The 21,550-nt window shown below is 73.9% G+C and carries 21 protein-coding genes; 12 read left to right on the forward strand and 9 right to left on the reverse strand.

The annotated features are described in order from the left end of the window. Window positions 1-305: 305 nt before the first annotated feature. Window positions 306-704, forward strand: coding sequence for a hypothetical protein (locus IE217_RS01725; protein ID WP_190175861.1), 399 nt, complete (start codon window positions 306-308; stop codon window positions 702-704). 37 nt (window positions 705-741) lie between these two features. Here IE217_RS01725 and IE217_RS01730 read toward each other — a convergent pair whose 3' ends face one another. Next, the gene (locus IE217_RS01730; RefSeq protein WP_190175862.1) at window positions 742-1,791 is read right to left on the reverse strand and encodes a DUF4184 family protein; all 1,050 of its coding nucleotides are present in this window, start codon (window positions 1,789-1,791) and stop codon (window positions 742-744) included. A 293-nt stretch (window positions 1,792-2,084) separates the two neighbouring features. On the opposite strand from IE217_RS01730, the gene IE217_RS01735 reads away from it, so the two are divergent. From IE217_RS01735 to pgfA, 3 genes are all read left to right on the forward strand, one after another. Next, window positions 2,085-3,848 carry a lytic transglycosylase domain-containing protein gene (locus IE217_RS01735; protein WP_190175863.1) on the forward strand — a complete coding sequence of 588 codons (1,764 nt, stop codon included), beginning with the start codon at window positions 2,085-2,087 and terminating at the stop codon, window positions 3,846-3,848. 145 nt (window positions 3,849-3,993) lie between these two features. After that, window positions 3,994-4,128: an SPW_0924 family protein gene (locus IE217_RS01740; RefSeq protein ID WP_190175864.1), complete on the forward strand. Its 135-nt coding sequence runs from the start codon at window positions 3,994-3,996 to the stop codon at window positions 4,126-4,128. A gap of 56 nt (window positions 4,129-4,184) precedes the next feature. Then, on the forward strand, window positions 4,185-5,177 hold the full coding sequence (gene pgfA, locus IE217_RS01745) for a cell envelope lipid trafficking protein PgfA (protein WP_190175865.1): 993 nt from the start codon (window positions 4,185-4,187) through the stop codon (window positions 5,175-5,177). 18 nt (window positions 5,178-5,195) lie between these two features. Here pgfA and IE217_RS01750 read toward each other — a convergent pair whose 3' ends face one another. Both IE217_RS01750 and IE217_RS01755 read right to left on the reverse strand, forming a co-directional pair. Further along, window positions 5,196-8,060, reverse strand: coding sequence for an ATP-dependent helicase C-terminal domain-containing protein (locus IE217_RS01750; RefSeq protein WP_190175866.1), 2,865 nt, complete (start codon window positions 8,058-8,060; stop codon window positions 5,196-5,198). A 4-nt stretch (window positions 8,061-8,064) separates the two neighbouring features. Further along, window positions 8,065-8,964, reverse strand: coding sequence for a class I SAM-dependent methyltransferase (locus IE217_RS01755; RefSeq protein WP_190175867.1), 900 nt, complete (start codon window positions 8,962-8,964; stop codon window positions 8,065-8,067). A gap of 317 nt (window positions 8,965-9,281) precedes the next feature. On the opposite strand from IE217_RS01755, the gene rpsA reads away from it, so the two are divergent. The 4 genes from rpsA (at window position 9,282) to IE217_RS01775 (ending at window position 12,973) form a co-directional block, all read left to right on the forward strand. Further along, on the forward strand, window positions 9,282-10,772 hold the full coding sequence (gene rpsA / locus IE217_RS01760) for a 30S ribosomal protein S1 (protein ID WP_189703135.1): 1,491 nt from the start codon (window positions 9,282-9,284) through the stop codon (window positions 10,770-10,772). 187 nt (window positions 10,773-10,959) lie between these two features. Then, on the forward strand, window positions 10,960-11,898 hold the full coding sequence (locus tag IE217_RS01765; RefSeq protein ID WP_190175868.1) for a PAC2 family protein: 939 nt from the start codon (window positions 10,960-10,962) through the stop codon (window positions 11,896-11,898). Window positions 11,899-11,943: 45 nt separating this feature from the next. After that, entirely contained in the window at window positions 11,944-12,543 is a 600-nt protein-coding gene (gene coaE / locus IE217_RS01770) for a dephospho-CoA kinase (protein ID WP_190175869.1), read from the forward strand. Window positions 12,544-12,592: 49 nt separating this feature from the next. Next, entirely contained in the window at window positions 12,593-12,973 is a 381-nt protein-coding gene (locus tag IE217_RS01775) for a tetratricopeptide repeat protein (RefSeq protein ID WP_190175870.1), read from the forward strand. A 43-nt stretch (window positions 12,974-13,016) separates the two neighbouring features. On the opposite strand, the gene IE217_RS01780 is transcribed toward IE217_RS01775, so the two are convergent. Then, the gene (locus tag IE217_RS01780; RefSeq protein WP_190175871.1) at window positions 13,017-13,283 is read right to left on the reverse strand and encodes a DUF6343 family protein; all 267 of its coding nucleotides are present in this window, start codon (window positions 13,281-13,283) and stop codon (window positions 13,017-13,019) included. Between the two features lie 110 nt (window positions 13,284-13,393). Here IE217_RS01780 and IE217_RS01785 point away from each other — a divergent pair, with 110 nt between their 5' ends. Both IE217_RS01785 and IE217_RS01790 read left to right on the forward strand, forming a co-directional pair. Continuing rightward, complete coding sequence (locus tag IE217_RS01785; RefSeq protein WP_190175872.1) at window positions 13,394-14,089, forward strand: class I SAM-dependent methyltransferase; 696 nt, start codon at window positions 13,394-13,396, stop codon at window positions 14,087-14,089. A 109-nt stretch (window positions 14,090-14,198) separates the two neighbouring features. Next, complete coding sequence (locus IE217_RS01790; protein WP_190175873.1) at window positions 14,199-14,654, forward strand: DoxX family protein; 456 nt, start codon at window positions 14,199-14,201, stop codon at window positions 14,652-14,654. A 32-nt stretch (window positions 14,655-14,686) separates the two neighbouring features. Here the strand turns inward: IE217_RS01790 and IE217_RS01795 are convergent, their stop codons facing one another. Then, the gene (locus IE217_RS01795) at window positions 14,687-15,307 is read right to left on the reverse strand and encodes an RNA-binding S4 domain-containing protein (protein WP_373297949.1); all 621 of its coding nucleotides are present in this window, start codon (window positions 15,305-15,307) and stop codon (window positions 14,687-14,689) included. A 153-nt stretch (window positions 15,308-15,460) separates the two neighbouring features. On the opposite strand from IE217_RS01795, the gene IE217_RS01800 reads away from it, so the two are divergent. After that, window positions 15,461-16,207, forward strand: coding sequence for a uracil-DNA glycosylase (locus IE217_RS01800; protein WP_190175874.1), 747 nt, complete (start codon window positions 15,461-15,463; stop codon window positions 16,205-16,207). A gap of 37 nt (window positions 16,208-16,244) precedes the next feature. Next, window positions 16,245-17,207, forward strand: a complete 963-nt coding sequence (gene pip, locus IE217_RS01805) for a prolyl aminopeptidase (protein ID WP_190175875.1) — start codon at window positions 16,245-16,247, stop codon at window positions 17,205-17,207. Window positions 17,208-17,239: 32 nt separating this feature from the next. Here pip and IE217_RS01810 read toward each other — a convergent pair whose 3' ends face one another. From IE217_RS01810 to IE217_RS01825, 4 genes are read right to left on the reverse strand one after another with little or no spacing between them, the layout of a single operon-like run. Next, window positions 17,240-17,662, reverse strand: a complete 423-nt coding sequence (locus IE217_RS01810) for a CU044_2847 family protein (protein WP_190175876.1) — start codon at window positions 17,660-17,662, stop codon at window positions 17,240-17,242. A 37-nt stretch (window positions 17,663-17,699) separates the two neighbouring features. Continuing rightward, a complete protein-coding gene (locus IE217_RS01815; RefSeq protein ID WP_190175877.1) occupies window positions 17,700-19,028 on the reverse strand; it encodes a type 2 periplasmic-binding domain-containing protein in 1,329 nt (442 codons plus the stop codon). Then, entirely contained in the window at window positions 19,025-19,975 is a 951-nt protein-coding gene (locus IE217_RS01820; protein ID WP_190175878.1) for a hypothetical protein, read from the reverse strand. The genes IE217_RS01815 and IE217_RS01820 overlap by 4 nt, the downstream gene beginning before the upstream one ends. A gap of 38 nt (window positions 19,976-20,013) precedes the next feature. Continuing rightward, window positions 20,014-21,507, reverse strand: coding sequence for a vWA domain-containing protein (locus IE217_RS01825; protein ID WP_190175879.1), 1,494 nt, complete (start codon window positions 21,505-21,507; stop codon window positions 20,014-20,016). Window positions 21,508-21,550: the final 43 nt, after the last annotated feature.

Consider the following 21,550-nt stretch of genomic DNA (forward strand, 5'->3'; position numbering starts at 1 on the left):
GTCTGTGGCGTGCGGGTGTGCTGGCGTGCGTGCGGGCGTGCCAGTGGGCAGCGTCTGGGCGGGCGGGGCTCGTGCCGGTCCGGGGGGTCTGTGGCGGCGTGCTGGGGCGGGCCCGGTGTGGTGGGTTACGCCATGTTCGCGGTCCGTGCCAGTGCGGGTTCGCGTGGCGTTCGGGCTTCACGCCGGTGCGGCAGGCCCTTGACGTGCGGGTTTCCCTCGGAATGAGGGGCGGCGTCGGCGGGTGTCGTCACTCACGTGGCCCCCGCGAAGACGCCGGTGGCGGCGCCGCCAGCCAGGATGCGGGCATGGGTATACGCATGCTCAACCACCGGCCGGCGGTATCGCCGACAGCCGGCGGCGCGGCCCCCGCCGCACCGCCTCCGCCGGTTCCGGCCTTCTCGGCCGGCGCAAGCACCGCCCGCATCCCCACCGACCTCGCGGCCACCCTGCGCCGCGCCGCGACCGGTCTGCGCGGTCGCCTCCTCCCACGCCCCGCCGACCCCGGAGAGGCACCCCCGTGGTGCCTGTGGGCCGAGGTGGCCCGGGGCTACCTGGCCCTGTTCCTCGCCCGGCTGCCGAGACCGGCACCGGGACCGGTCCCCACGGTCACCGTCTTCGTCGCCGCCACGCCAACGGCCGCCGACCGCCCGACCGGCCCACCCCGCCACAACCACCAGGGCCCTCCACCGCGCCGTGACGGCTGACCCCGCACCTCGAACACCCCGGCCCCGCCGGAACCGTTCACTCGCCGGACTGTCCCCCGAGCCGGCCGGGCCCCGTGGCCACGGCGTCCTCGGTGGCGGCCGTGCCCTCGGTGCCCGCCGTTTCCCCGGTGCCCGCCGTGTCCCCGGTGCCCCCGGTGCCCGCCGTGCCCTCGGCGCCCGCCGTTTCCCCGGCGCCCGCCGTGCCCCCGGTGCCCGCTGTGTACCCGGCGCCCGCCGTGTCCCCGGCACTTCCGGCCGCCGTCCGCGCCGTGGGACGCAGGACTCTGACCGCCGCCGCGTACAGCGGCAGGCCGAGCACCAGGCCCGCGCCCGCGCCGAAGCACACGGCTGGTACCAGGTCCCAGAAGCCGGTTCCGGTGCCTCGGAGGAAGGCCCAGTCCTGGGACACCCGCTGCACGGCGCCCACCACCGCGGACCCGGCGAGCGCGGCCGCGGCCCACCACCGGTCCCGTGCGGACAACCGCGGAACCGCCGGCCCGCCCAGCGGCCGGCCTCCCTGTCCCTCCGCGGGTGCGCGGCGCAGCGCGTGGGCGAGGAAGGCGACGACCACGAGCGCCGCCACCAGCGAACTGCCGTACTGCGCAAGCCAGTAGACCGGCACTCCCGCCACCTGCCGCCCCAGCACCGGAAGCAGCCGCACCCCCCACCGGCCCGGGTGGGTGAACGCGTCCCACACCACATGCGTCAGCGCGCCCAGCGCGGCGGAGACGTACCACCACCACACCGAGGCGGCCCGCACGCGCGCGCGTGGCGCCCCGCACCGCGTCAGCGCCGCCACCCGCCCCCGCACGCTCCCCGGCAACAGTGCCACCAGCGGCTCCCGCACCAGCAGCCACAGCCCCACCAGCGCCCAGGCGATGAGCACGTCGAGCGAGAACACCCCGGGCAGGGAGTGGGTGACCGTGCCGAACCGCATCCCGCCGGACACCACGCCCGCCGCGTAGTAGGTCGTGTCGGGCGCGAAGGAGCCCGCCACGAGGACCGACGGCACCAGCCGCCCCCGCCCCGTTCCGTCGCCGCGCACCGCGGGCAGGACAGCGGCCGCGTGACTGAGAGTGAACGGCAACGGGGCTCCCTCCGACGAGCACGGACCGGCGGCGCCGGACAGGCACCGTCCCGTGATCAACCCTGTCCAGTATGCGGGAGGCGGCCCCACGGCATCCGGCCCAACGTCACGTGGCCAAACGGTGAAAACCGGGCACCAACGGCTGCCGGCGCAAACGAAGTTGTCGTAGGGTCGCCTGGGTCGCACATCCGAACGCACCACGAAGGCAACCGGAACCGCGGGTCAACCGTCACAACAGGGCGAACGGTCGGACACGGACGGACGCTCGAGCGTCCACGGGAGGGGTTCACTCTATGTCGGCGCATTTCGGCAGGAGGCTGCGCAAGGGAGCGGCAACCACGGCCGTGGCCGCGGCGGCGGTCGCGGCGCTGTCCGCCTCCCAGGCTCCGGACGCGACGACAGGGGACCCCGGCAGACAGGCCGCCGCCGGTTCGACCTCCGCCCCGGACGTGAGCGCCGCCCCCGACGGCAGCGCGACCGGCAACTCGCCGTACTACACCGCCCTTCCGCCGCTGCACAGCCCGAGCCCCGCGCCGGCCACCGGCACCCCGGCCACCCCCGGGCCCTCGGAGGCGGGCATCCCGGCGACCGTGCTCGACGCCTACAAGAAGGCCGAGGCCGAACTGCGCGACTCCAAGCCGGACTGCAACCTGCCCTGGCAACTCCTCGCCGCCATCGGCGAGGTGGAGTCCGGACAGGCCCGCGGCGGCCAGGTCGACGCCGAGGGCACCACCTACTCGCCGATCCTGGGCCCGGTCCTCGACGGCAACGGCTTCGCCCAGATCAGCGACACCGACCACGGCGCCTACGACGGCGACAGCAGGTACGACCGCGCGGTCGGCCCGATGCAGTTCATCCCGTCCACCTGGAAGTGGGCAGGCCGCGACGGCAACGGCGACGGCAAGAAGGACCCCAACAACATCTACGACGCCGCCCTCGCCGCCGGCCACTACCTGTGCCGCAACGGCTGGGACATGTCCACCGGCTCCGGCCTGAGGTCGGCGATCCTCAGCTACAACAACTCCCAGGACTACCTGGACACCGTCCTGTCCTGGATGGAGTACTACCGCAGGGGCACCCACTCGATCCCGGACGGCACCGGCACGCTGCCCTCCGGCCGCAGCGACGACACGCCGGGCGCCGGCCCCGGCCCGACGCCGTCCCGGACGCCCGGCACCCACCGGCCGTCCAAGCCCTCGAAGCCCTCCAAGCCTTCGAAGCCCTCCGAGCCGGGCGGGCCCACCGAGCCCGGCGGCGGCAGCACCACCCCGCCCGCCAAGCCCACCCCGCCGAGCAAGCCGGCCCCGCCGCACACCACACCGCCGACCCCCACCGACACCGTCGACCACCTCACGGACGCCGACCCGGGCGACCTCACCGCCATGGCCGGCCACGCCTTCGCCCGCAAGGCCGAGGCCCGCGCCGAGACCAAGGACGGCAAGCCGGTCGCCAAGGTCAGGATCCGCTTCACGATCACCGGTGACACCGACGCCGTCTTCACCGGCGGCGAGAAGGTCGCCACCGTCGTCACCGACGCCACCGGCACGGCCGTCGCGCCGCAACTCCAGGCGGGCGAGAAGACCGGCGACTTCACCGTCCGCGCCCTCGTCGCCGGCCGCAACATCACCGCGCTCGACCACAAGGCCACCGTCACCCCGCGCGCCGCCGACGCCCTCGCGCGCACCAGTGACACCCCGCTGACGTGCGTGCCGGGCGGCGAGTTCGCCGACCAGGTCGAGATCAAGGCCACCTACAAGGGCGCCGTCGCGGACAAGGTCGCGGCCACCGCCACCCTGATCAAGGCCGACGACGACCCCACCGAGAACGACAAGGGCCCCTACTTCAAGGACGCCGACGGCAAGCCCGTACGCACCCTCAAGGACCTTCAGACCGACGCCAAGGGCCTGCTGAAGCTGCCCAAGCTGTACGCGGACGACACCACCGGCACGTTCCTGCTGCGCATCACCACCACCGGCGGCGCCACCCTGACCGTGGAGCTCAAGGTGGCGGCGGCCGACGACACCACGGCCGGCCCGTCACCGAGCCCGGCCGCCTAGGCACCGCGCCAGTACGAGGGCGCCCCGACCCGCGGACCGCGCGGGGAGGGCGCCCTCGTCGTGTGCGCCATGTGTTCTCATCTCGCCCGCCCATTGCTACGGTGCCCAACCTGACGATCCATCAGTTCCGTCGCGGGGAGGCCCGATGCGCGCCCTGATCGCCGCCGCGGCCGGCCTGGCCGCCGCGCTCGCCCTCGTACTGACGATCACCGCCGTGGGCACACCCGAGGGCAGGACGTCCCCCCAACCCCTGCTGACGACCGTCCCCGCACACCCCTGACGCCGCGGCCCACCACCGCACGCGACGACCCGCAACCGCCCGGGAGGGAGGCCGAGATGCGCCGCACGGCCGGCCTGGTCCTGCTCGCCCTCGCCGTGTTCTTCGCGGCGCTGTCCCCGCTGCTGCGCTGGTACGCCTACCCGCGGCTGGTCAAGGTGCCCGCCGGCGAGTACCAGACCATGGTCCTCCAGGCCCGCGACGCCACCCTGCTCGACTACGGCACCATGAAGGCCCGCACGGTCCCCGAGATCACCGTCGTGCAGACCCTCAAGGGGAACGTCGAGGCCGCCAGGAAGATCGAGAGGACGGCGGGCCGGGACGTCGTGGTCTGGGACGGCCTGTCCTACGTCCAGGGACCCGACGGCAAGATGGTCTCCAGGATCCCCGAGCGCTACGTGTTCGACGCCCACACCCAGGAACCGGTGCACGCCACCGGCGAGATGGTCGACGGCGACCCGGTCACCCGCACCGGCATCGAGTTCAAGTGGCCCTTCCTGACGCAGAAACGGGACTACGAGTACTTCGACGCCCAGGCTCGCGTCACCGCGCCCATCCACTACGAGGGCACCCGCGACTTCCGCGGCCTGAGCGTCTACTACTTCGAGCAGACCATCCCCTGGACCCGCGTCCCCTTCCCCAAGGTGATGCCCGTCGCGGGGATCACGCCCGAGTCGGTCGCGAAGACCGGCACCACCCGCTGGTACACCACCGTGCGCAAGTTCTGGGTCGAGCCCGTCACCGGCGCCCCCGTCTACGGCGAGGAGATCCACAAGGAGGAACTGCGCGGCGGCAGCCTGCTCGGCGGCCGGGACCGGGTGACGGCGTTCGCCGGCCACGTGAAGATGCGCGAGGACTACACCCGCCACACCGTGGACCTGGTGAAGTCCCAGCGCCGGCTGGTCCTCCTGGTGACGTCGTACCTGCCCTGGGGCTTCCTCGTCCTGGGCGTCCTGCTGCTCTCGCTCTCCCTGTACCTCGAGGCGCGCGGCCGGCGGACCCCGGGACCGGCCGCCGTCCGGACGGAGGAACCGGCACCGCTCGGCTCCTGAGCGGTGCCGGGAGCCGGCTCAGCCCCTGAGCCGGGCGTTGGTGTGCCGGGTCGGTCGCGCGGCCGCAGGGTCCTCGGGCCACGGGTGCTTCGGATAGCGCCCGCGCAGCTCCGCCCGTACGCCCTTGTAGCCGTCCCGCCAGAAGGAGGCGAGGTCGGCGGTGACCGCGGCCGGCCGCCCGGCGGGGGAGAGCAGGTGCACGAGGACCGGAACCCCGGCCAGGACCGGCGACCGGTCCAGGCCGAACATCTCCTGGAGCTTGACGGCGAGCACGGGCTGCCCGGGATCGGCGTAGTCGACGCGGATCCTCGACCCGCTCGGCACGGTGATCCGCTCCGGGGCGAGCTCGTCCAGGCGGGCCGCCTCACCGCTCGCCCAGGGCAGCAGCCGGTTCAGCGCCTGCCCGGCGTCGATGCGCGCCAGGTCCGCCCGCCGCCGCGCGCGGCCCAGTTCGGGCTCCAGCCACTCCTCCACGCGCGCGTGCAGCACGTCGTCGGACACCTCGGGCCAGGGCTCGCCGAGGTGCCGGCGCAGGAACGCCAGCCGCTGCCGCAGCACCCGCGCCTCCTGCGACCACCGCAGCAGGCCGAAACCCTCCTGCCGCAAACCGTCGAGCAGCGCGGCGCGCACCAGCCCCGGATCCGGGACGGTCAGCGGGCGGGCCACCAGCTCGACGGCCCCCAGCCGTTCGACCCGCCGGGCCACGACGTCCCCCTCGGCCCAGCGGACCTCCTCGGTCTCCTCGTACAGGGCGCCGGCGGCCGCCCGGGCCACGTCCTCGTCGACGGCCGCGGCGAGCTGCACGCGCGCGTGCCCCCTGCCCAGCGGCCGGTCGGCCACGGCGACGGCGATCCAGGGCGCCCCGCGCAGGGGCGAGGCGTCCGGAAGCTCCGCGCGGGTCCCGGACACCATGAGGTACGAGCCGCCGTCGAGCCGGGCGATCCGCTCGGGGAAGGCCAGCGCGGCCACGAGCCCCGCGATCCCTCCGCCACCCGCGCCGCTCGGGCTCGCGCCGCTCGGGCTCGCGCCGCTCGGGCTCGCGCCGCTCGGGTTCGCGCCGCTCGGGTTCGCGCCGCTCGGGTTCGCGCCGCTCGGGCTCGTGCCGCTCGGGCTCGTGCCGCTCGGGCTCGTGCCGCTCGGGCTCGCGCCGCTCGGGCTCGCGCCGCTCGGGCTCGCGCCGCTCGGGCTCGCGCCGCTCGGGCTCGTGCCGCTCGGGTTCGCGCCGCTCGGGTTCGCGCCGCTCGGGTTCGCGCCGCTCGGGCTCGCGCCACCCGCGCCACTCGTGCCGCCCGGGTTCGCGCCACCCGCGCCACTCGTGCCGCCCGGGTTCGCGCCGCCCGGCTCCTGCCGGACGCCCAGGGGAGCCGTGGAGCCGTCGCCGGGCGAGCGGGGCGCCTCGGATGCGACGGACCGCAGCCGCCGCACCTCCGCGAGCCACCGCCCGGCGTAGGGGTCGCCCCCGCGCCGGGCGCGGCGCAGGGCGTCGGCTAGATCGGACCCGTACTCCCTGGGCGGCTCCTCGCTCAGCAGCGCCACGACCTCCGCGCCCGCCTCGCCGGAGGCGAGCAGCGCGCGTCCCAACCGCGGGTGCACTCCCAGCCGTGCCAGCCGCCGCCCCCGCTCGGTGGCCCTCCCGCGCGGGTCCACGGCGCCGACGGCCCCGAGCACCTCGCGCGCCGCCGCCATCGCACCGCCCGGCGGCGGATCCAGCAGGGCCAGCCCGGAGGCGTCCGGATCGCCCCAGCAGGCCGCCTGGAGGGCGAACGCCGTCAGGTCGGCCACCTTGATCTCCGGCGCCGGGAAACGCGGCAGACGGGCGTCCTCGGCCTCGGCCCAGCAGCGGTACACCGTGCCCGGCGCCTCGCGTCCGGCGCGTCCCGCGCGCTGCCGCCCGGCCGCCCGCGAGGCCCGTACCGTCGTCAGGGCGCTCAGCCCGCGCGCGTGGTCCACGCGCGGCTCCCGCGCGAGACCGGCGTCGACGACCACCCGCACCCCGGGCACCGTCAGCGACGACTCGGCCACCGAGGTCGCGAGGACCACCCGGCGCCGCCGCCCCGGCGACAGCACCGCGTCCTGCACGGCCGCCGGCGCCCGCCCGTGCACCTGGAGCACCTCCACGTCACCGAGCTCTCCGAGCTGCCCCGCGACCCGCGCGATCTCGCCCACGCCCGGCAGGAAGCACAGCACGTCACCCGGCCGCTCGGCCAGCGCCCGGCGCACCACCGAGGCGACGTGCGCCAGCAGCGCGGGGTCCACCCGCATCCCGTGCGGCGGCCGCACCGCACGCGCGGGAGGCGCCCACACCACCTCCACCGGATACGACACGCCCGGGGCCTCGACCACAGGCGCGCCGCCCAGCAGGTCCGACCAGCCGCTCGCGTCCGTGGTCGCCGACGCGGCCACCAGCCGCAGCTCCGGCCTGAGCGCCTGGCGCACGTCCCACAGGAACGCGGCCACCGTGTCCGCGTCCAGGTGCCGCTCGTGGCACTCGTCCAGGACCACCGCGTCGACGCCCGCGAGCTCCTGGTCCCGCTGGAGCCGCTGCAACAGCACACCGGTCGTGACGACCTCCACGCGCGTGTGCCGCCCGACGGCCCGCTCGCCGCGCACGGTGAAGCCGACGCTCCCGCCCGGCTTCCCGCCCAGCAGCCACGCCATCCGGCGGGCCGCCGCCCGCGCCGCGATCCGGCGCGGCTCGGCGACGACCACCCTCCGCGCGGGACCCTCACCGAGCAGCCCCGCCAGGGCCAGCGGCACCAGCGTCGTCTTGCCGGTGCCCGGCGGCGCGACGAGCACGGCCGTGCCGTGACCGTCGAGCGCCTCACCGAGGGCGGGCAGGGCGGACCGTACGGGGAGGGCCTCCAGGGCCTCGTGCCGGATCACGCGGTCAGTCCCGTACGCAGACGAAGATCGCCGTCCCCGGGATCAGGCCGCCGCGCAGCGGCGACCAGCCGCCCCACTCGGAGGTGTTCCACACCGGCCACTCCGGCTCCACCAGGTCCACCAGGCGGAAGCCCGAGGCCACCACGTCCCGGACGCGGTCGCCCAGCGTCCTGTGGTGCTCCACGTACACCGCGCGGCCGTCCTCGTCCTGCTCCACGTACGGCGTGCGGTCGAAGTACGACCCCGACACGCTCAGCCCCTCCGGCCCCGGCTCGTCGGGGAACGCCCAGCGGACCGGATGGGTCACCGAGAACACGAACCGCCCGCCCGGCCGCAGCACCCGGTGCACCTCCCGCAGCACCAGCCGTGGATCGGCGACGAACGGCAGCGCGCCGTACGCCGAGCACGCCAGGTCGAAGGAGCCGTCCGCGAAGGGCAGCGCCCCCGCGTCCGCGCACACCAGCGGGAAGCCCCCGCCGATGCGCAGCGCGTGCTGGAGCTGGCGGTGGGAGAGGTCCAGGGCCACCGGACGGGCGCCCTGCGCGGCCAGCCAGCGCGAGCACTGCGCCGCGCCCGCGCCGACCTCCAGGACGTCCTTGCCCTTCAGCTCCTCCGGCGGGCCGAGCAGTTCGGCCTCCACCTCGTCCAGGCCCTCGGGGCACCACACGAAACGGCCGTCGCCGAGGAAGGTGCCGTGCTCCTCCTGGTAGTCGTCCGCGTTGCGGTCCCACCAGCCGCGGTTGGCCCGGGCGCTCTCCGCGACGCCGGCCGCACGCCGGGTGGCCTCCGGCTCGTCCTGCTCCTGGACCGCGTCCCGCGGGTCTTCCGGCTCGAACGGTTCGGGCTCTTGGATGATCGGCTCCCTCGTCGTACTCTTCCGTCCAACCCGCCCCGGTGGTGACACGACCGGGGTGTTCCGGCGTCCGCGTGGCCTCGGGAGACAGGTTTTGTGCCGGTTATGGGGTGATCCGCCCCGGGTGTGCGGCTTCGCGCATTGACCCTGTCCGGCTGCCCCCGTATGCTACAAGTTGCGCTGCGGGCCTGCGCTCCTCAGACGTAGCAGGCTGCGCTCGCATCTGTATGTATGTCCCCTCGGTTGTCGAGGCGCCACCAGTGGTTCGTGTGGCGCTTCCTTGGCTGTCCGGCTTCTGCAGAGCGAAACGGGCTCCCGGCGTAAGCAGTACCTACGACTTCAATGTCCGTACCGGAGCCCTTTCCCACATGACGAGCAGCACCGAGACCACCGCCACCACCCCGCAGGTAGCGGTCAACGACATCGGTAACGAGGAAGCCTTCCTCGCAGCGATCGACGAGACGATCAAGTACTTCAACGACGGCGACATCGTCGACGGCGTCATCGTGAAGGTCGACCGGGACGAGGTCCTGCTCGACATCGGTTACAAGACCGAAGGTGTCATCCCGAGCCGCGAACTCTCGATCAAGCACGACGTCGACCCCAACGAGGTCGTCGCCGTCGGCGACGAGATCGAGGCCCTGGTCCTCCAGAAGGAGGACAAGGAAGGCCGCCTGATCCTCTCGAAGAAGCGCGCCCAGTACGAGCGTGCCTGGGGCACCATCGAGAAGATCAAGGAAGAGGACGGCATCGTCACCGGTACCGTCATCGAGGTCGTCAAGGGTGGTCTCATCCTCGACATCGGCCTCCGCGGCTTCCTGCCGGCCTCCCTGGTCGAGATGCGCCGCGTCCGCGACCTCCAGCCGTACGTCGGCAAGGAGCTCGAGGCGAAGATCATCGAGCTGGACAAGAACCGCAACAACGTGGTCCTGTCCCGCCGTGCCTGGCTGGAGCAGACCCAGTCCGAGGTCCGCCAGACGTTCCTCACGACCCTCCAGAAGGGTCAGGTCCGCTCCGGCGTGGTCTCCTCGATCGTCAACTTCGGTGCCTTCGTGGACCTGGGTGGCGTCGACGGTCTGGTCCACGTCTCCGAGCTGTCCTGGAAGCACATCGACCACCCGTCCGAGGTCGTCGAGGTGGGCCAGGAGGTCACCGTCGAGGTCCTCGACGTCGACATGGACCGCGAGCGCGTCTCCCTGTCGCTGAAGGCGACCCAGGAAGACCCGTGGCAGCAGTTCGCCCGCACCCACCAGATCGGCCAGGTCGTGCCCGGCAAGGTCACGAAGCTGGTTCCGTTCGGTGCGTTCGTCCGCGTGGACGAGGGCATCGAGGGTCTGGTCCACATCTCCGAGCTGGCCGAGCGCCACGTGGAGATCCCGGAGCAGGTCGTCCAGGTCAACGACGAGATCTTCGTCAAGGTCATCGACATCGACCTCGAGCGCCGTCGCATCAGCCTCTCGCTGAAGCAGGCCAACGAGTCCTTCGGTGCCGACCCGGCCTCGGTCGAGTTCGACCCGACCCTGTACGGCATGGCCGCGTCCTACGACGACCAGGGCAACTACATCTACCCCGAGGGCTTCGACCCCGAGACCAACGACTGGCTCGAGGGCTACGAGAAGCAGCGCGAGGAGTGGGAGCGCCAGTACGCCGAGGCGCAGTCCCGCTTCGAGCAGCACCAGCAGCAGGTCATCAAGTCCCGCGAGGCGGACGCCGCTGCCGCCGCCGAGGGTGGCGAGGCCGCCGCTCCGGCCGCGTCCGGCGGTTCGTACTCCTCCGAGGGTGGCGACAGCTCCGGCGCGCTCGCCTCGGACGAGGCGCTCGCTGCCCTGCGCGAGAAGCTGGCCGGCGGCCAGAGCTGAACGCTCGCCGCTGAGCGGTAGCCGGTAACAACCGCGGCCCGCACCCCCGCAAGGGGGCGCGGGCCGCGGTCGTGTCCGGGGGCTCTCGCCGCGCGGTGTCCGGGAAGGGACGCCCGATCGGGTGTTCCGGGAATGCCCACGCTCCGCCACTCGTTGTGATCGGTGAACACGAGGAGGGGCGGTCACAGTGCTTGATCCGCAGGGTTTGTACGCATGGGAACCGAAGGGTTTGGCCGTCGTCGACATGGCGCTCGCCCAGGAGTCGGCCGGACTTGTCATGCTCTACCACTTCGACGGATACATCGACGCGGGTGAGACCGGCGACCTGATCGTCGACGGGCTCCTCGACTCCATGCCCCACCAGGTCGTGGCCCGCTTCGACCACGACCGGCTCGTGGACTACCGCGCCCGCCGCCCGCTGCTGACGTTCCAGCGGGACCGCTGGACCGGGTACGAGGAGCCGGCCATCGAGGTGCGACTGGTCCAGGACGCCACCGGCGCACCGTTCCTGCTGCTGTGCGGGCCCGAGCCCGACGTGGAGTGGGAGCGCTTCGCGGCCGCCGTGCGGCAGATCGTGCAGCGCCTGGGCGTACGCCTGTCGGTGAACTTCCACGGCATCCCCATGGGCGTGCCGCACACCCGGCCCGTGGGCCTGACCCCGCACGGCAACCGCGTCGACCTCGTCCCCGGGCGGACCAGCCCCTTCGAGGAGGCGCAGGTCCCCGGCAGCGCGGAGGCCCTGCTGGAGTACCGGCTGATGGAGGCCGGGCACGACGTGCTCGGCGTCGCCGCCCACGTGCCGCACTACATCGCGCGCTCGCCCTACCCGGACGCCGCGCTCACGGTCCTGGAGGCCATCACCGCGGCCACCGGCCTGGTCCTGCCGGGCCTCGCCCACTCGCTGCGCAACGACGCCCACCGCACCCAGACCGAGATCGACCGGCAGGTCCGCGAGGGCGACGAGGAGCTCACCTCCCTCGTCCAGGGCCTGGAGCACCAGTACGACGCGGCGGCCGGGGCGGAGACCCGCGGCAACATGCTCGCCGAGCCGGTGGACATCCCCTCGGCCGACGAGATCGGCCGCGAGTTCGAGCGCTTCCTGGCCGAGCGGGAGGGCGACAACTGAAGCCTGCCGCCCGTTCGTCCCGGGGCAGGCCCTAAGCTTCCGGTCATGCTGAAGGTGGGCCTGACCGGCGGAATCGGCGCCGGCAAGAGCGAGGTGTCCCGGCTGCTCGTCGAGTGCGGGGCCGTGCTGATCGACGCCGACCGCATCGCGCGCGAGGTCGTCGCCCCGGGCACGCCCGGCCTCGCGGCGGTCGTGGACGCCTTCGGCCCCGGGGTGCTCACCGGGGACGGCGCCCTGGACCGGCCGAAGCTCGGGTCCATCGTCTTCGCCGACGCCGGCAAGCTCGCCGTGCTCAACTCGATCGTCCACCCCCTGGTGGGCGCGCGGTCCCGTGAGCTGGAGGAGGCCGCCGCCGCGGACGCGGTCGTCGTCCACGACGTCCCCCTCCTCACCGAGAACGGCCTCGCACCGCTGTACGACCTGGTGGTCGTCGTCGACGCGAGCCCCGCCACCCAGCTCGACCGGCTGGTACGGCTGCGCGGCATGACCGAGGAGGACGCGCGTGCCCGCATGGCCGCCCAGGCCACCCGCGAGAAGCGCCTGGAGATCGCGGACATCGTCATCGACAACGACGTGCCCCTCGACCGGCTGCGCGCGCGGGTGCGGGAGGTCTGGTCCGAGCTCGTCCGCAGGGCCCAGGAATGAGCTGTCCGGGCGGGGCGTTGAACCCTTCCAGTGAGGGAAGGATTTCGCCGTGCCCGAAACCAGCGGTCCGTCCGGACGTACGCCAAAGACGCATGTCATCGACTTCCGCGCCGCCGAGCGACTGCTCGCCGCACGGGACCCGCGGGGCGCGGTGAAGCTGCTCGACGGGGTCATAGCCGCGCACCCGGAGAACACCGCCGCCCGGCTGCTGCGCGCGCGGGCCTTCTTCGCGGCGGCGCAGCTGCGACCCGCCGAGCTGGAGTTCACCGTCGTCCTGGAGCGCGAGCCGGACAACGCGTTCGCGCACTTCGCCCTCGGCCGCACCTACGAGCGGCAGGGCCGCCACGACCAGGCCCGGCGTCACTTCCGGCTGGCGGCGGCCCTGGACCCGAACCCGCAGTACCTCGAACGCGCCCGGTTCGACACCTGACCGGGCGCCGCGCTCGCGACTGCGGCCGGGACTCGGGAGGCGGCTAACGGCGCCGGTTCTCGGGCGGTGGGTACGGCGGGACGTCCGGCCCCGGCTGATAGTGCGGGCCCTGCCGCATGTGCCGGACCACGAGCGTGAAGTCGATCGTGATCACCAGCCACAGCACGGCACAGGCTGCCGCCCACCCGGGCCGGTCCACCAGTATGAACACGACCGTGCCGAAGATCGCCCAGACCATCCCCCACAGACTCAGCCAGAACCGCGCCCGCAGGGGGCTGCGCGCGGTCGTCGGCTCACTCCCTGTACGCATCACCGATCAGCTCCTGCCTGCCGCGTACCCGTTCCTGTACGCCGCTCACACGTACGGGTGAACCGCGGCGAAGAGGGAACGGCCGTGCGAAGGCCGCCCGTTGGACGGGCATGAGGCTGAAAATGCGCGAGGGACATCAGGGAACGGGCCCGGGACCGATCACACCCGACGGCTGCGCGGTGGAGCTGTACTCCCGGCTGCCCGTCGGCGACGAGCCGGACATCGTCGCCGCCGCCGTGCCCGAGGGCGCCCGCATCCTGGAGCTCGGCTGCGGAGTGGGCCGGGTGACCCACTCGCTGCTGGAGCGGGGCTTCACCGTCACCGCCGTCGACGAGTCGCCGGAGATGCTCCGCCGGGTGCGGCAAGCGCGCACGATATGCGGTCCGATCGAGCATCTCGACCTGGCGGAGACCTTCGACGTCGTGATGCTGGCGTCGTTCCTGGTGCACGCCGGCGACGCCGAGGTGCGGCGGGGCCTGCTGCGGGCCTGCGTCCGGCACCTGGCGGACGGCGGCTGCGTACTGATCCAGCGGGAGGGGGCCGACTACCACCGCGATCTGCCGCGCGAGCGCGTGGACCCGGCCGGCTTCACCGTGCGGATCGTGTCCTCCGACCCGGTCGGCGACGGGGTGCACTCGGTGCGGGCGGAGTACGTGTTCCCGGACGCGACCTGGACGCAGACGTTCCGGGCCCGCCCGCTCAGCAGGCAGCAGTTCGAGGAGGCACTGGCGGAGGAAGGACTGAGGGTGGACCGGTATCTGACCGAGGACGGGGTCTGGGTGAAGGCGGTGGCCATGAACCGGTGATCAACGGGCGGGAATCCGCGGGGAATCCGGCGGGCAGCGATGAGTTCTGGGAGGGGCAGCGGTCTGCCTCCGTGTAAAGCAAGCCGGACCGCTTCCCCAGGAGAACGCCATGCCGTCCCAGACCACCGCTCACGTCCCGTCGGTCACCACCATCGCCTCGGCCGGGTCCCCCACGCGGGGCCGTCGTGCCGCACGTATCGCGCTGCGGGCCGTGCAGGTGCTGCTCGCGATGTTCTACGCCCTCGCGAGCGCCCTGCCCAAACTCATCGCGCATCCGTCGGCCGTCGAGTCCTTCGACAAGATCGGCTGGGGCGGCGCGGGGATGTACACCATCGGCGCCCTGGAGCTGGCCGGAGCGGTCGGGCTGCTTGTCCCGGTGCTGCAGTCGGTGGCGGCGACCGCGCTGAGCGCGCTGATGGTGGGCGCGTTCGTCGTGCAGCTCACCGTCTTCGACGGGCAGTACGCGGCGACTCCGCTCATCCTGATCGTGCCGCTCGCCCTGATCGCCTGGGCACGGCGGGACAGCAACGCCGACCTTCTGCGGCTCGTACGGCGGCACGGCTGAGCCGGTACGGCGCCGGCGTCACCGGCCGGCGCTCACCGCTCCCGCGGGCGGCCGCCGAGGCCGCCCGCGTCGCGCAGTCGCTCCAGGTCGCGCAGGCGTTCCAGCTCACGGCGGTCGCGCTTGGTGGGGCGGCCCGCACCCCGGTCTCGGACACCGATCGGGGCGACGGCCTCGCGGGGCGGGGGCGGCGGGGAGTTGTCGACGTAGCACTGGGCGGCCACGGGGGCACCGACCCGCTTGCGGATCAGCCGCTTCACCACGACGATCCGCTCGCGGCCCTCGTGCCGCAGGCGCACCTCGTCGCCGACGCGGACGGAGTGGGCGGGCTTCACCCGCTCCCCGTTCACCCGGACGTGCCCGCCCCGGCAGGCCGTGGCCCCGACGGACCGTGTCTTGACCAGGCGCACCGCCCAGATCCAGCTGTCGATCCGCACGGTCTCACCACTGGCCGGACCGGCCGCCTCGGCCGCGGCGATGGCGGCGGCGACCTTGGGATCGACGGCGGCCTCCGCCGCCCGGGCGCCGCCGGGCGCACCGCCGACCGGACCACCGGCCGGGGCATCCGCTGCGTCACGTGCCGGGCCGCCGGCTGCGTCCCCGGCCGTGTCACCTGCCGTGTCGCCGGCCGGGGAACGGGATGCGTCGCCGGCCATGTCACCAGCCGGGCCACCGGCCATGTCGGGGACCGGCCCGCGGTCGATGTCGTCCTCGGGAACCATGGCACCGACCTTAGCCGCCCCCGCCCGCGCTCCCGCCCGGATTTTCCACCGCCGTGGTGGCCGGACGCGAGGCCCTACGGTGGAGGCATGGACACCAGCGGCCTCGACGCCCTCGACCGGCGGATCGCGGACTGCCGGGCCTGCCCACGGCTGGTCGCCTGGCGTGAGGAGGTGGCCCGTACCAAGCGCCCCTCGTTCGCCGACTGGACGTACTGGGGCCGGCCGGTGCCCGGATTCGGGCCGGCGGACGCCCGGCTGCTGATCATCGGGCTCGCCCCGGCCGCGCACGGTGGCAACCGCACCGGGCGCATGTTCACCGGGGACCGCTCCGGCGACGTGCTCTACCAGGCGCTGTACGACGTGGGGCTCGCCTCGCAGCCCACCTCCGTCAGCGCCGACGACGGGCTGCGGCTCCACGGCGTGCGGGTCACCTCGCCGGTGCACTGCGCGCCGCCCGCCAACAAGCCCACGCCCGGCGAGCGGGACACCTGCCGGCCCTGGCTCGTGCAGGAACTGCGGCTGCTGCGGCCGACGCTGCGGGCGGCGGTGGTGCTCGGGGCGTTCGGCTGGCAGGCCGCGCTGCCGGCGTTCACCGAGGCGGGCTGGACGGTGCCCCGCCCCCGTCCGGCCTTCGCCCACGGCACGCGTGTGCCGCTCGACGGCATCGACCTCTTCGGCTGCTTCCACGTCAGCCAGCGCAACACCTTCACCGGCCGGCTGACGCCGGAGATGCTCCGCACCGTCCTGCGCACAGCGGCCCAGGCGGCCGGCCTGCCGCACGAGAACGAGGACGTGGACACGGACGAGGACGGGGGCGGGCGCGAGGCCAATTAGGGCGACGACGGCACCGCGGGAGGGCTACGGTGCGCGGATGGGCCTGTATCCGGAGACCGAACCGTACGACCAGGGCCGGCTCGACGTCGGCGACGGCAACACCGTGTACTGGGAGACCTGCGGCAATCCGAAGGGCACACCGGCGCTGATGCTGCACGGCGGACCGGGCTCGGGCTGCTCACCCCGCTACCGGCGCTACTGCGACCCGGCCGCCTACCGCATCGTCCTGCTGGACCAGCGCGGCTGCGGACGCTCCACCCCGCACGCGAGCGCCCACGACACCGACATGAGCGTCAACACGACGGCCCATGTCATGGCCGACCTGGAGCTCCTGCGCCGCCACCTCGGAATCGAGCGATGGCTGGTGTGGGGAGTGTCGTGGGGATCGGTCCTGGCGCTGCGCTACGCCCAGACGCACCCGGACGCCGTCCGCGCACTCGTGCTGACGGGAGTCGCCACCGGCTCCAACGCCGAGGTCAACCTGCTGACCCACGGCCTGGGGAAGATCTTCCCGCAGGCCTACGAGCGCTTCCTCGCCGGGCTCCCCGAACCCGAGCGGCACGGCAACCTCGCGGCCGCCTACAACCGGCTGATGGAGTCCCCCGACCCCGCCGTGCGGGAGCGGGCGGCGCGCGCCTGGACCGACTGGGAGACGGCGATCGTCCCCGCCCCGCCGCGTTCCGTCGAGCGTTACGAGGACCCGGTCTTCCGCATGGGCTTCGCCCGCACGGTCACCCACTACTGGGGCAACGACCACTTCCTCGGCGAGGGCAACGACGAGGGTGTGGTGCTCCGCGACGCCCACCTCCTCAAGGGCATCCCCGGCACCGTCGTCCAGGGCAGCCTCGACCTCGGCAACCTCATCGGCACCCCGTGGCGACTCCACCACGCCTGGCCCGGCAGTGAACTGGTGGTCATCGACGAGGCCGGCCACGGCCCCTCCACCCCCGCGGCGGTGAACGCCCTGACAGCGGCCACGGACAAGTACGCGACGCTCTGACCAGGTGGCGGAGGGCGTCCCCGAGTCGCCCCTTAGTCGGAGTCGGAGTCGGAGTCCGAGCCGGGGTCGGAGTCGGAGTCCGAGCCGGGGTCGGAGTCCTCATCCGGGTCGGCCGGGGCGGGGGAGTGCCCCCGGGTGATGCCCGGGTTGCCGGTCCAGCGGAGGGTGACGTCCAGATGGGCGCCTGTCTTGGCACCGGCGATGACCGCGCCGAGTCTCGCGTCCAGGACCACGCCGAAGGTGACCTCGACCTCCTCGGGACGCTGGGCGAGGGAGCGGAACTCGCCGATGACCTCGGTGGCGGCGGAGGTGATCGGGGCCAGGGCCTGGCGCAGGGTGCGCTCGGCGGTCTCCAGACGGCTGCCGAGGCCCACCGCCCCCGTCCCGGCCCGCGCGGGCGGGGCCACGAGCACGACGGTGCCGTCGGAGAGGGAGAACTGGACTGCGTCCGGCATGGAAGGGGCTCCTAGGGGACCAGAGGTGTGCGTTCGGTCAGGGGGTGGCGCAGAGCCGGTTCGCGGGCACCGGGGACTTCCCCGAGGGCCCGAGCTTGGTCTGCAACTGGTCGAGCTTGGACAGCATCGGTTTCGGATCGGTGCCGTCCTGCGCCACGTACGTGAGCACGGCCCGGTAGAAGGCGGCGGACACGTCGGGCGTCATCGCGTCGGCGGCGCCGAAGCACAGGGTGTTGCCCGATCCCGGGCGCAGCATCTCGGCGACACGCTGCTGGACACCCCGGTTGTGGTACTCCGTCACCCTCGTGTTGGCCGAGAAGGCGTAGCCCCCCGGCTGGTCCACCCACAACTGCTGCGCCCCGGCGCTCGCCAGGTAGGCGGCGAGGGCGTCGGCGTGCGGGTTGCCGGTGGTGAACTTGCCGACGAAGTCGGCCGAGACCTCCAGCCGGTGCCTCGCGGACGACGGCACGAAGTCGTACCGCCCACGCTGGACGTCCGCGGCGCGGAAGCCCATGGCGGACAGCGCGCCGTGGGCGAGCGAGCACTTGGGCGGTGTGCTGGTCATCCCGCCGGCGGCCTCGCTGAACACCTGCGTCAAGGCCCGCTTGCCGCCGGGCCCGACCAGGCCGCGCCAGTCGCGCCAGGCCCCGGCCACGTCCTTCCAGGGCCGCCCGCCCGACAGCCACTGCTCGTAGGCGCCGGCGCCCTGCCCGTCGAGGACGAGGTCGGCGATCCAGTCGGCGCCGGGCCAGCCGGACGTGGGCCCGGACTCGAGGCCCAGGCACCAGGCGCCCGGGTGCGCGTGGGCGTAGGACCGCACCGCCGCCGTGTCCCGGGCCCGCCCGACCGTCTCCGGGGTGAACCACACCAGGCTCTTGACGTCCACCTTGACCGGCAGCGCGTAGACCCGGTTCCTCATCCTCGTCAGGCCCTGGAACGGCTGGAGGAAGGTGTCCGTACGCGTGGCCGCCGCGAGCGGCTTGAGGCCCTTGTCGTGGTCGGCGTACGTGTAGATGGCACCCACGCTCGGCAGGATGGCGAGGTCCGGGGGCGCGCCGGCCCCGACCGCGGCGTCCAGTTGCTGGGTCAGGGCACGGGTGACCTGCACGTGCACACGGACACCGCGGTCGTGCTCGAACTTCCTGATCACCGCGTTGAAGGCCGCGAACTCGTCGCCCGACCAGGGCACCATGATCGTCACACTGCCGTCGCCTCCGCCGTCGCCGCTGCCACAGCCCGCCCCGGCCAGCAGCACTACGGGGAGCAGGACGCAGCGCGCCACGCGCGAGACCCGGCGCACCAGGCAAGAGACCCGGCGCGCCAGGCACGAGACGTCGCGCGCCAGGCGCGACCCGAGCGCTCTCATGACCGCGGGAACCGGTACTCGGCGAGACGCGGACGGTAGGCCAGCCAGGCGAGGACGCCCGCGGCGGCCAGGAGGGCCAGCGCGAGCGCCGTGGTCCAGGGCGCCGCGAACGGAGTGTGCCCGGTCAGGCGCCCCGCCGCGTAACGGCACAGCACGCTGGTGGTGACGCCGACCGCCGCCGTGGCGAGCAGCGCGAGCAGCAGGCGCGGGCTGACGTACCGCCGGAAGCTGCGCGCCACCACGTCGGCGGTGGCCAGCACGCACAGGAGCATCACGACCACCGGTCCGACGAGCAGCGCCCACACGTGGGCGGGGTCGAGCCAGTTGGAGTTCTGCTGCCGGCCGAGGGCGTCGCGCTGCTGCTGCTGGAGGTCGGCGAGCGAGTTCAGCAGTCCGCCCGTGTACGGGATGGGCCGCTTGGTCACCCTGTCCTGCTCACGCGGCGCGGTCAGGGCCTGGTGCGCGGCCTTCAGGCCCGCCGGTCCGCTGCGGTCGTAGTCGCGGACCGCAGTGTTCGCCAACTGCACGCTGGTGGTCAACTGGCCCTGCACGAACTGGATCTGGATGAGCCCCTGCTGCCCGTCCGCGTTGCCCTCGGTCGCGGAGGTCACCAGGGAGTTGACGCGCGCGGTGGCGTTGGCGAACTCCGTGCCGGTGCCGATCAGGGCGACCTCGCCGGTGCCGGCGGCGTTCTCCAGCGCCGTGTTGGCCCGCGCGGCCTCCTCCCGGGCGTCGCCCAGGTTCCGGATGGCCGCGTCGGTGCGTTTGGCCGCGGTGATCTGACGGCCGGCCTGGGCCGAGACCAGCAGGTACAGCAGGGCCGTGGCCAGCACCATCGCCAGGACGCCGGCCCGCAGCCAGCGCAGCACCGTGGTCGGATGCGTCCCGCGCAGCCGGTCCCGCCGGCGCGTGACGGCGTCCCGCAGGGACCAGCCGTCCCGCGACACCCCTCCCGATGCCTCTGCCGACGCCCCTGCCGTCCCGGTCACGGGGCGTCCACGGGCGTGTCGTCGGCGGGCACGTCAGGACCGCCGTTCGCCGGTACGTCGCCGAAGCGGTGGCCGCACTCCTCGCAGAACCTGGCCGTGCCCACCGCGGCCGTGGTGCCGCAGCGCGGGCACACGCGGGGCAACACCCCCTCACCGGGCGGGAGTTTTCCCGCGCCTGCCGGACCCGTCGCGTCCATCGCGTCCATCGGCGGCGCGGCGGTCCTGGTCGACTCCAGCCCCAGCCGCTGCATCTGCCCGCGCGGGGCGTCGCGGCGCACCCGGGGCCGCCCGTCGGGGCCGGTCGCCGCCACCGAGCGCAGCAGCCGCAGCCGGGCGCCGTCCCGCAGGTCCTCGGCCAGGCCCAGCGCGATCCGCAGCTCCCGGTCCGCCCGCTCGAAGTCGCCCCGCTGCTGGGCGTCGGCGCAGGCCCGCATGGCCATGCCGAGCTCGCGCTCGTTCTCCACGCGGGTGAGGTCGGGGGAGCGCGGAACGCCGAACCCGGCCGCGGCCCGCCGCCGTACGACCATCGAACGGGTCACCGAGCACGCCTCGCGGGTGCCGTCCAGGGCCTCGGCGTGCAGGGTGAGGCGTGCGGCGCGCAGATTCTCGCCGACCGTCAGCGTGGCGGGGTCGAAGCGCAGCGACACCTGGTACTGGCGGGCCTCACCGGGCGACCAGGGGCCGAGCGGCACGTGGGTCTCGTTCCCGTACCTCTGACGTGCCGTCAATTCGGCCTCCACCGGCCGTGTCTGGCGTACGAAGTCCAGCCGGAACCGCTCGTTGAGGCGCAGGCCCAGATACACGCGGGCCACGGCGATGCGCTGCGCCTGCCGCATCAGCCGGGTGAAGTCCTCGGTGAGGTCGTGGACGTCGACGACGGCCTCGGCGCCTCCGTGCAGCGCCTCGGTGATCCGCAGCAGCTCCTCGTAGTTCCAGTCCTCGCCGAGTCCCCGGGCGTCGCACACGAACCGGTCGGTGCACGCGTCGAGCACCGCGCGCAGCTGCCCGGGCGTCTCGTGCTCGTCCTTGCCGTCGGTGTAGAGGACCGCGTGGCGCACGGCGCCGGGGGAGCGGACGTCGGCGAAGAGCCGGTCGGCGCAGGCCAGCCACTGCCCGATCGCCGTGCCGCCCTCGGCCGGCAGCGCGGCGACCCGGGCCTTGGCGGCCTCCCGGACGCCGGCGTCCACGGGGACGAGACCGCCTTCGGGCGGGAAGACCACCTCGGCCAGGTGGTTGCCCGCGACGATGCCCAGACGCGTCCCGTCGCGCAGCGTGTCGACGGCCGCGCACACCGCGCGCTTGGCCTCGTCGAGCTTGCCCCGGCCGGCCATGGACAGCGAACGGTCCATGATGAGGACCTCGGCGGCCGGCGTCGGCGGCGACGCCCGCTCACCGGGCCGGGCCCGGACGGTGACGAGGGCGTCCGCGCGCCGCGCGTCGTGCGCGAGGTCTTCGGGCGCGTCCACTTCGACGGCGAAATCGAGTCCCAAGGGCGACCTGTCCCCCACCGGCACCACCCTGACCGCTTCGTTG

Origin of the sequence: Streptomyces naganishii JCM 4654 (genome assembly GCF_014650575.1) — a bacterium.
GTDB classification, from domain to species: domain Bacteria; phylum Actinomycetota; class Actinomycetes; order Streptomycetales; family Streptomycetaceae; genus Streptomyces; species Streptomyces naganishii.

Coding starts and splice junctions, on each gene's coding strand:
- pgfA (WP_190175865.1), top strand. CDS start 4,185: ATGCGCCGCACGGCCGGCCTGGTCCTGCTCGCCCTCGCCGTGTTCTTC.
- IE217_RS01780 (WP_190175871.1), bottom strand. CDS start 13,283: ATGCGTACAGGGAGTGAGCCGACGACCGCGCGCAGCCCCCTGCGGGCG.
- pip (WP_190175875.1), top strand. CDS start 16,245: ATGGGCCTGTATCCGGAGACCGAACCGTACGACCAGGGCCGGCTCGAC.
- IE217_RS01790 (WP_190175873.1), top strand. CDS start 14,199: ATGCCGTCCCAGACCACCGCTCACGTCCCGTCGGTCACCACCATCGCC.
- IE217_RS01785 (WP_190175872.1), top strand. CDS start 13,394: ATGAGGCTGAAAATGCGCGAGGGACATCAGGGAACGGGCCCGGGACCG.
- IE217_RS01810 (WP_190175876.1), bottom strand. CDS start 17,662: ATGCCGGACGCAGTCCAGTTCTCCCTCTCCGACGGCACCGTCGTGCTC.
- IE217_RS01740 (WP_190175864.1), top strand. CDS start 3,994: ATGCGCGCCCTGATCGCCGCCGCGGCCGGCCTGGCCGCCGCGCTCGCC.
- IE217_RS01800 (WP_190175874.1), top strand. CDS start 15,461: ATGGACACCAGCGGCCTCGACGCCCTCGACCGGCGGATCGCGGACTGC.
- IE217_RS01815 (WP_190175877.1), bottom strand. CDS start 19,028: ATGAGAGCGCTCGGGTCGCGCCTGGCGCGCGACGTCTCGTGCCTGGCG.
- IE217_RS01795 (WP_373297949.1), bottom strand. CDS start 15,307: ATGGCCGGCGACGCATCCCGTTCCCCGGCCGGCGACACGGCAGGTGAC.
- IE217_RS01735 (WP_190175863.1), top strand. CDS start 2,085: ATGTCGGCGCATTTCGGCAGGAGGCTGCGCAAGGGAGCGGCAACCACG.
- rpsA (WP_189703135.1), top strand. CDS start 9,282: ATGACGAGCAGCACCGAGACCACCGCCACCACCCCGCAGGTAGCGGTC.
- IE217_RS01725 (WP_190175861.1), top strand. CDS start 306: ATGGGTATACGCATGCTCAACCACCGGCCGGCGGTATCGCCGACAGCC.
- coaE (WP_190175869.1), top strand. CDS start 11,944: ATGCTGAAGGTGGGCCTGACCGGCGGAATCGGCGCCGGCAAGAGCGAG.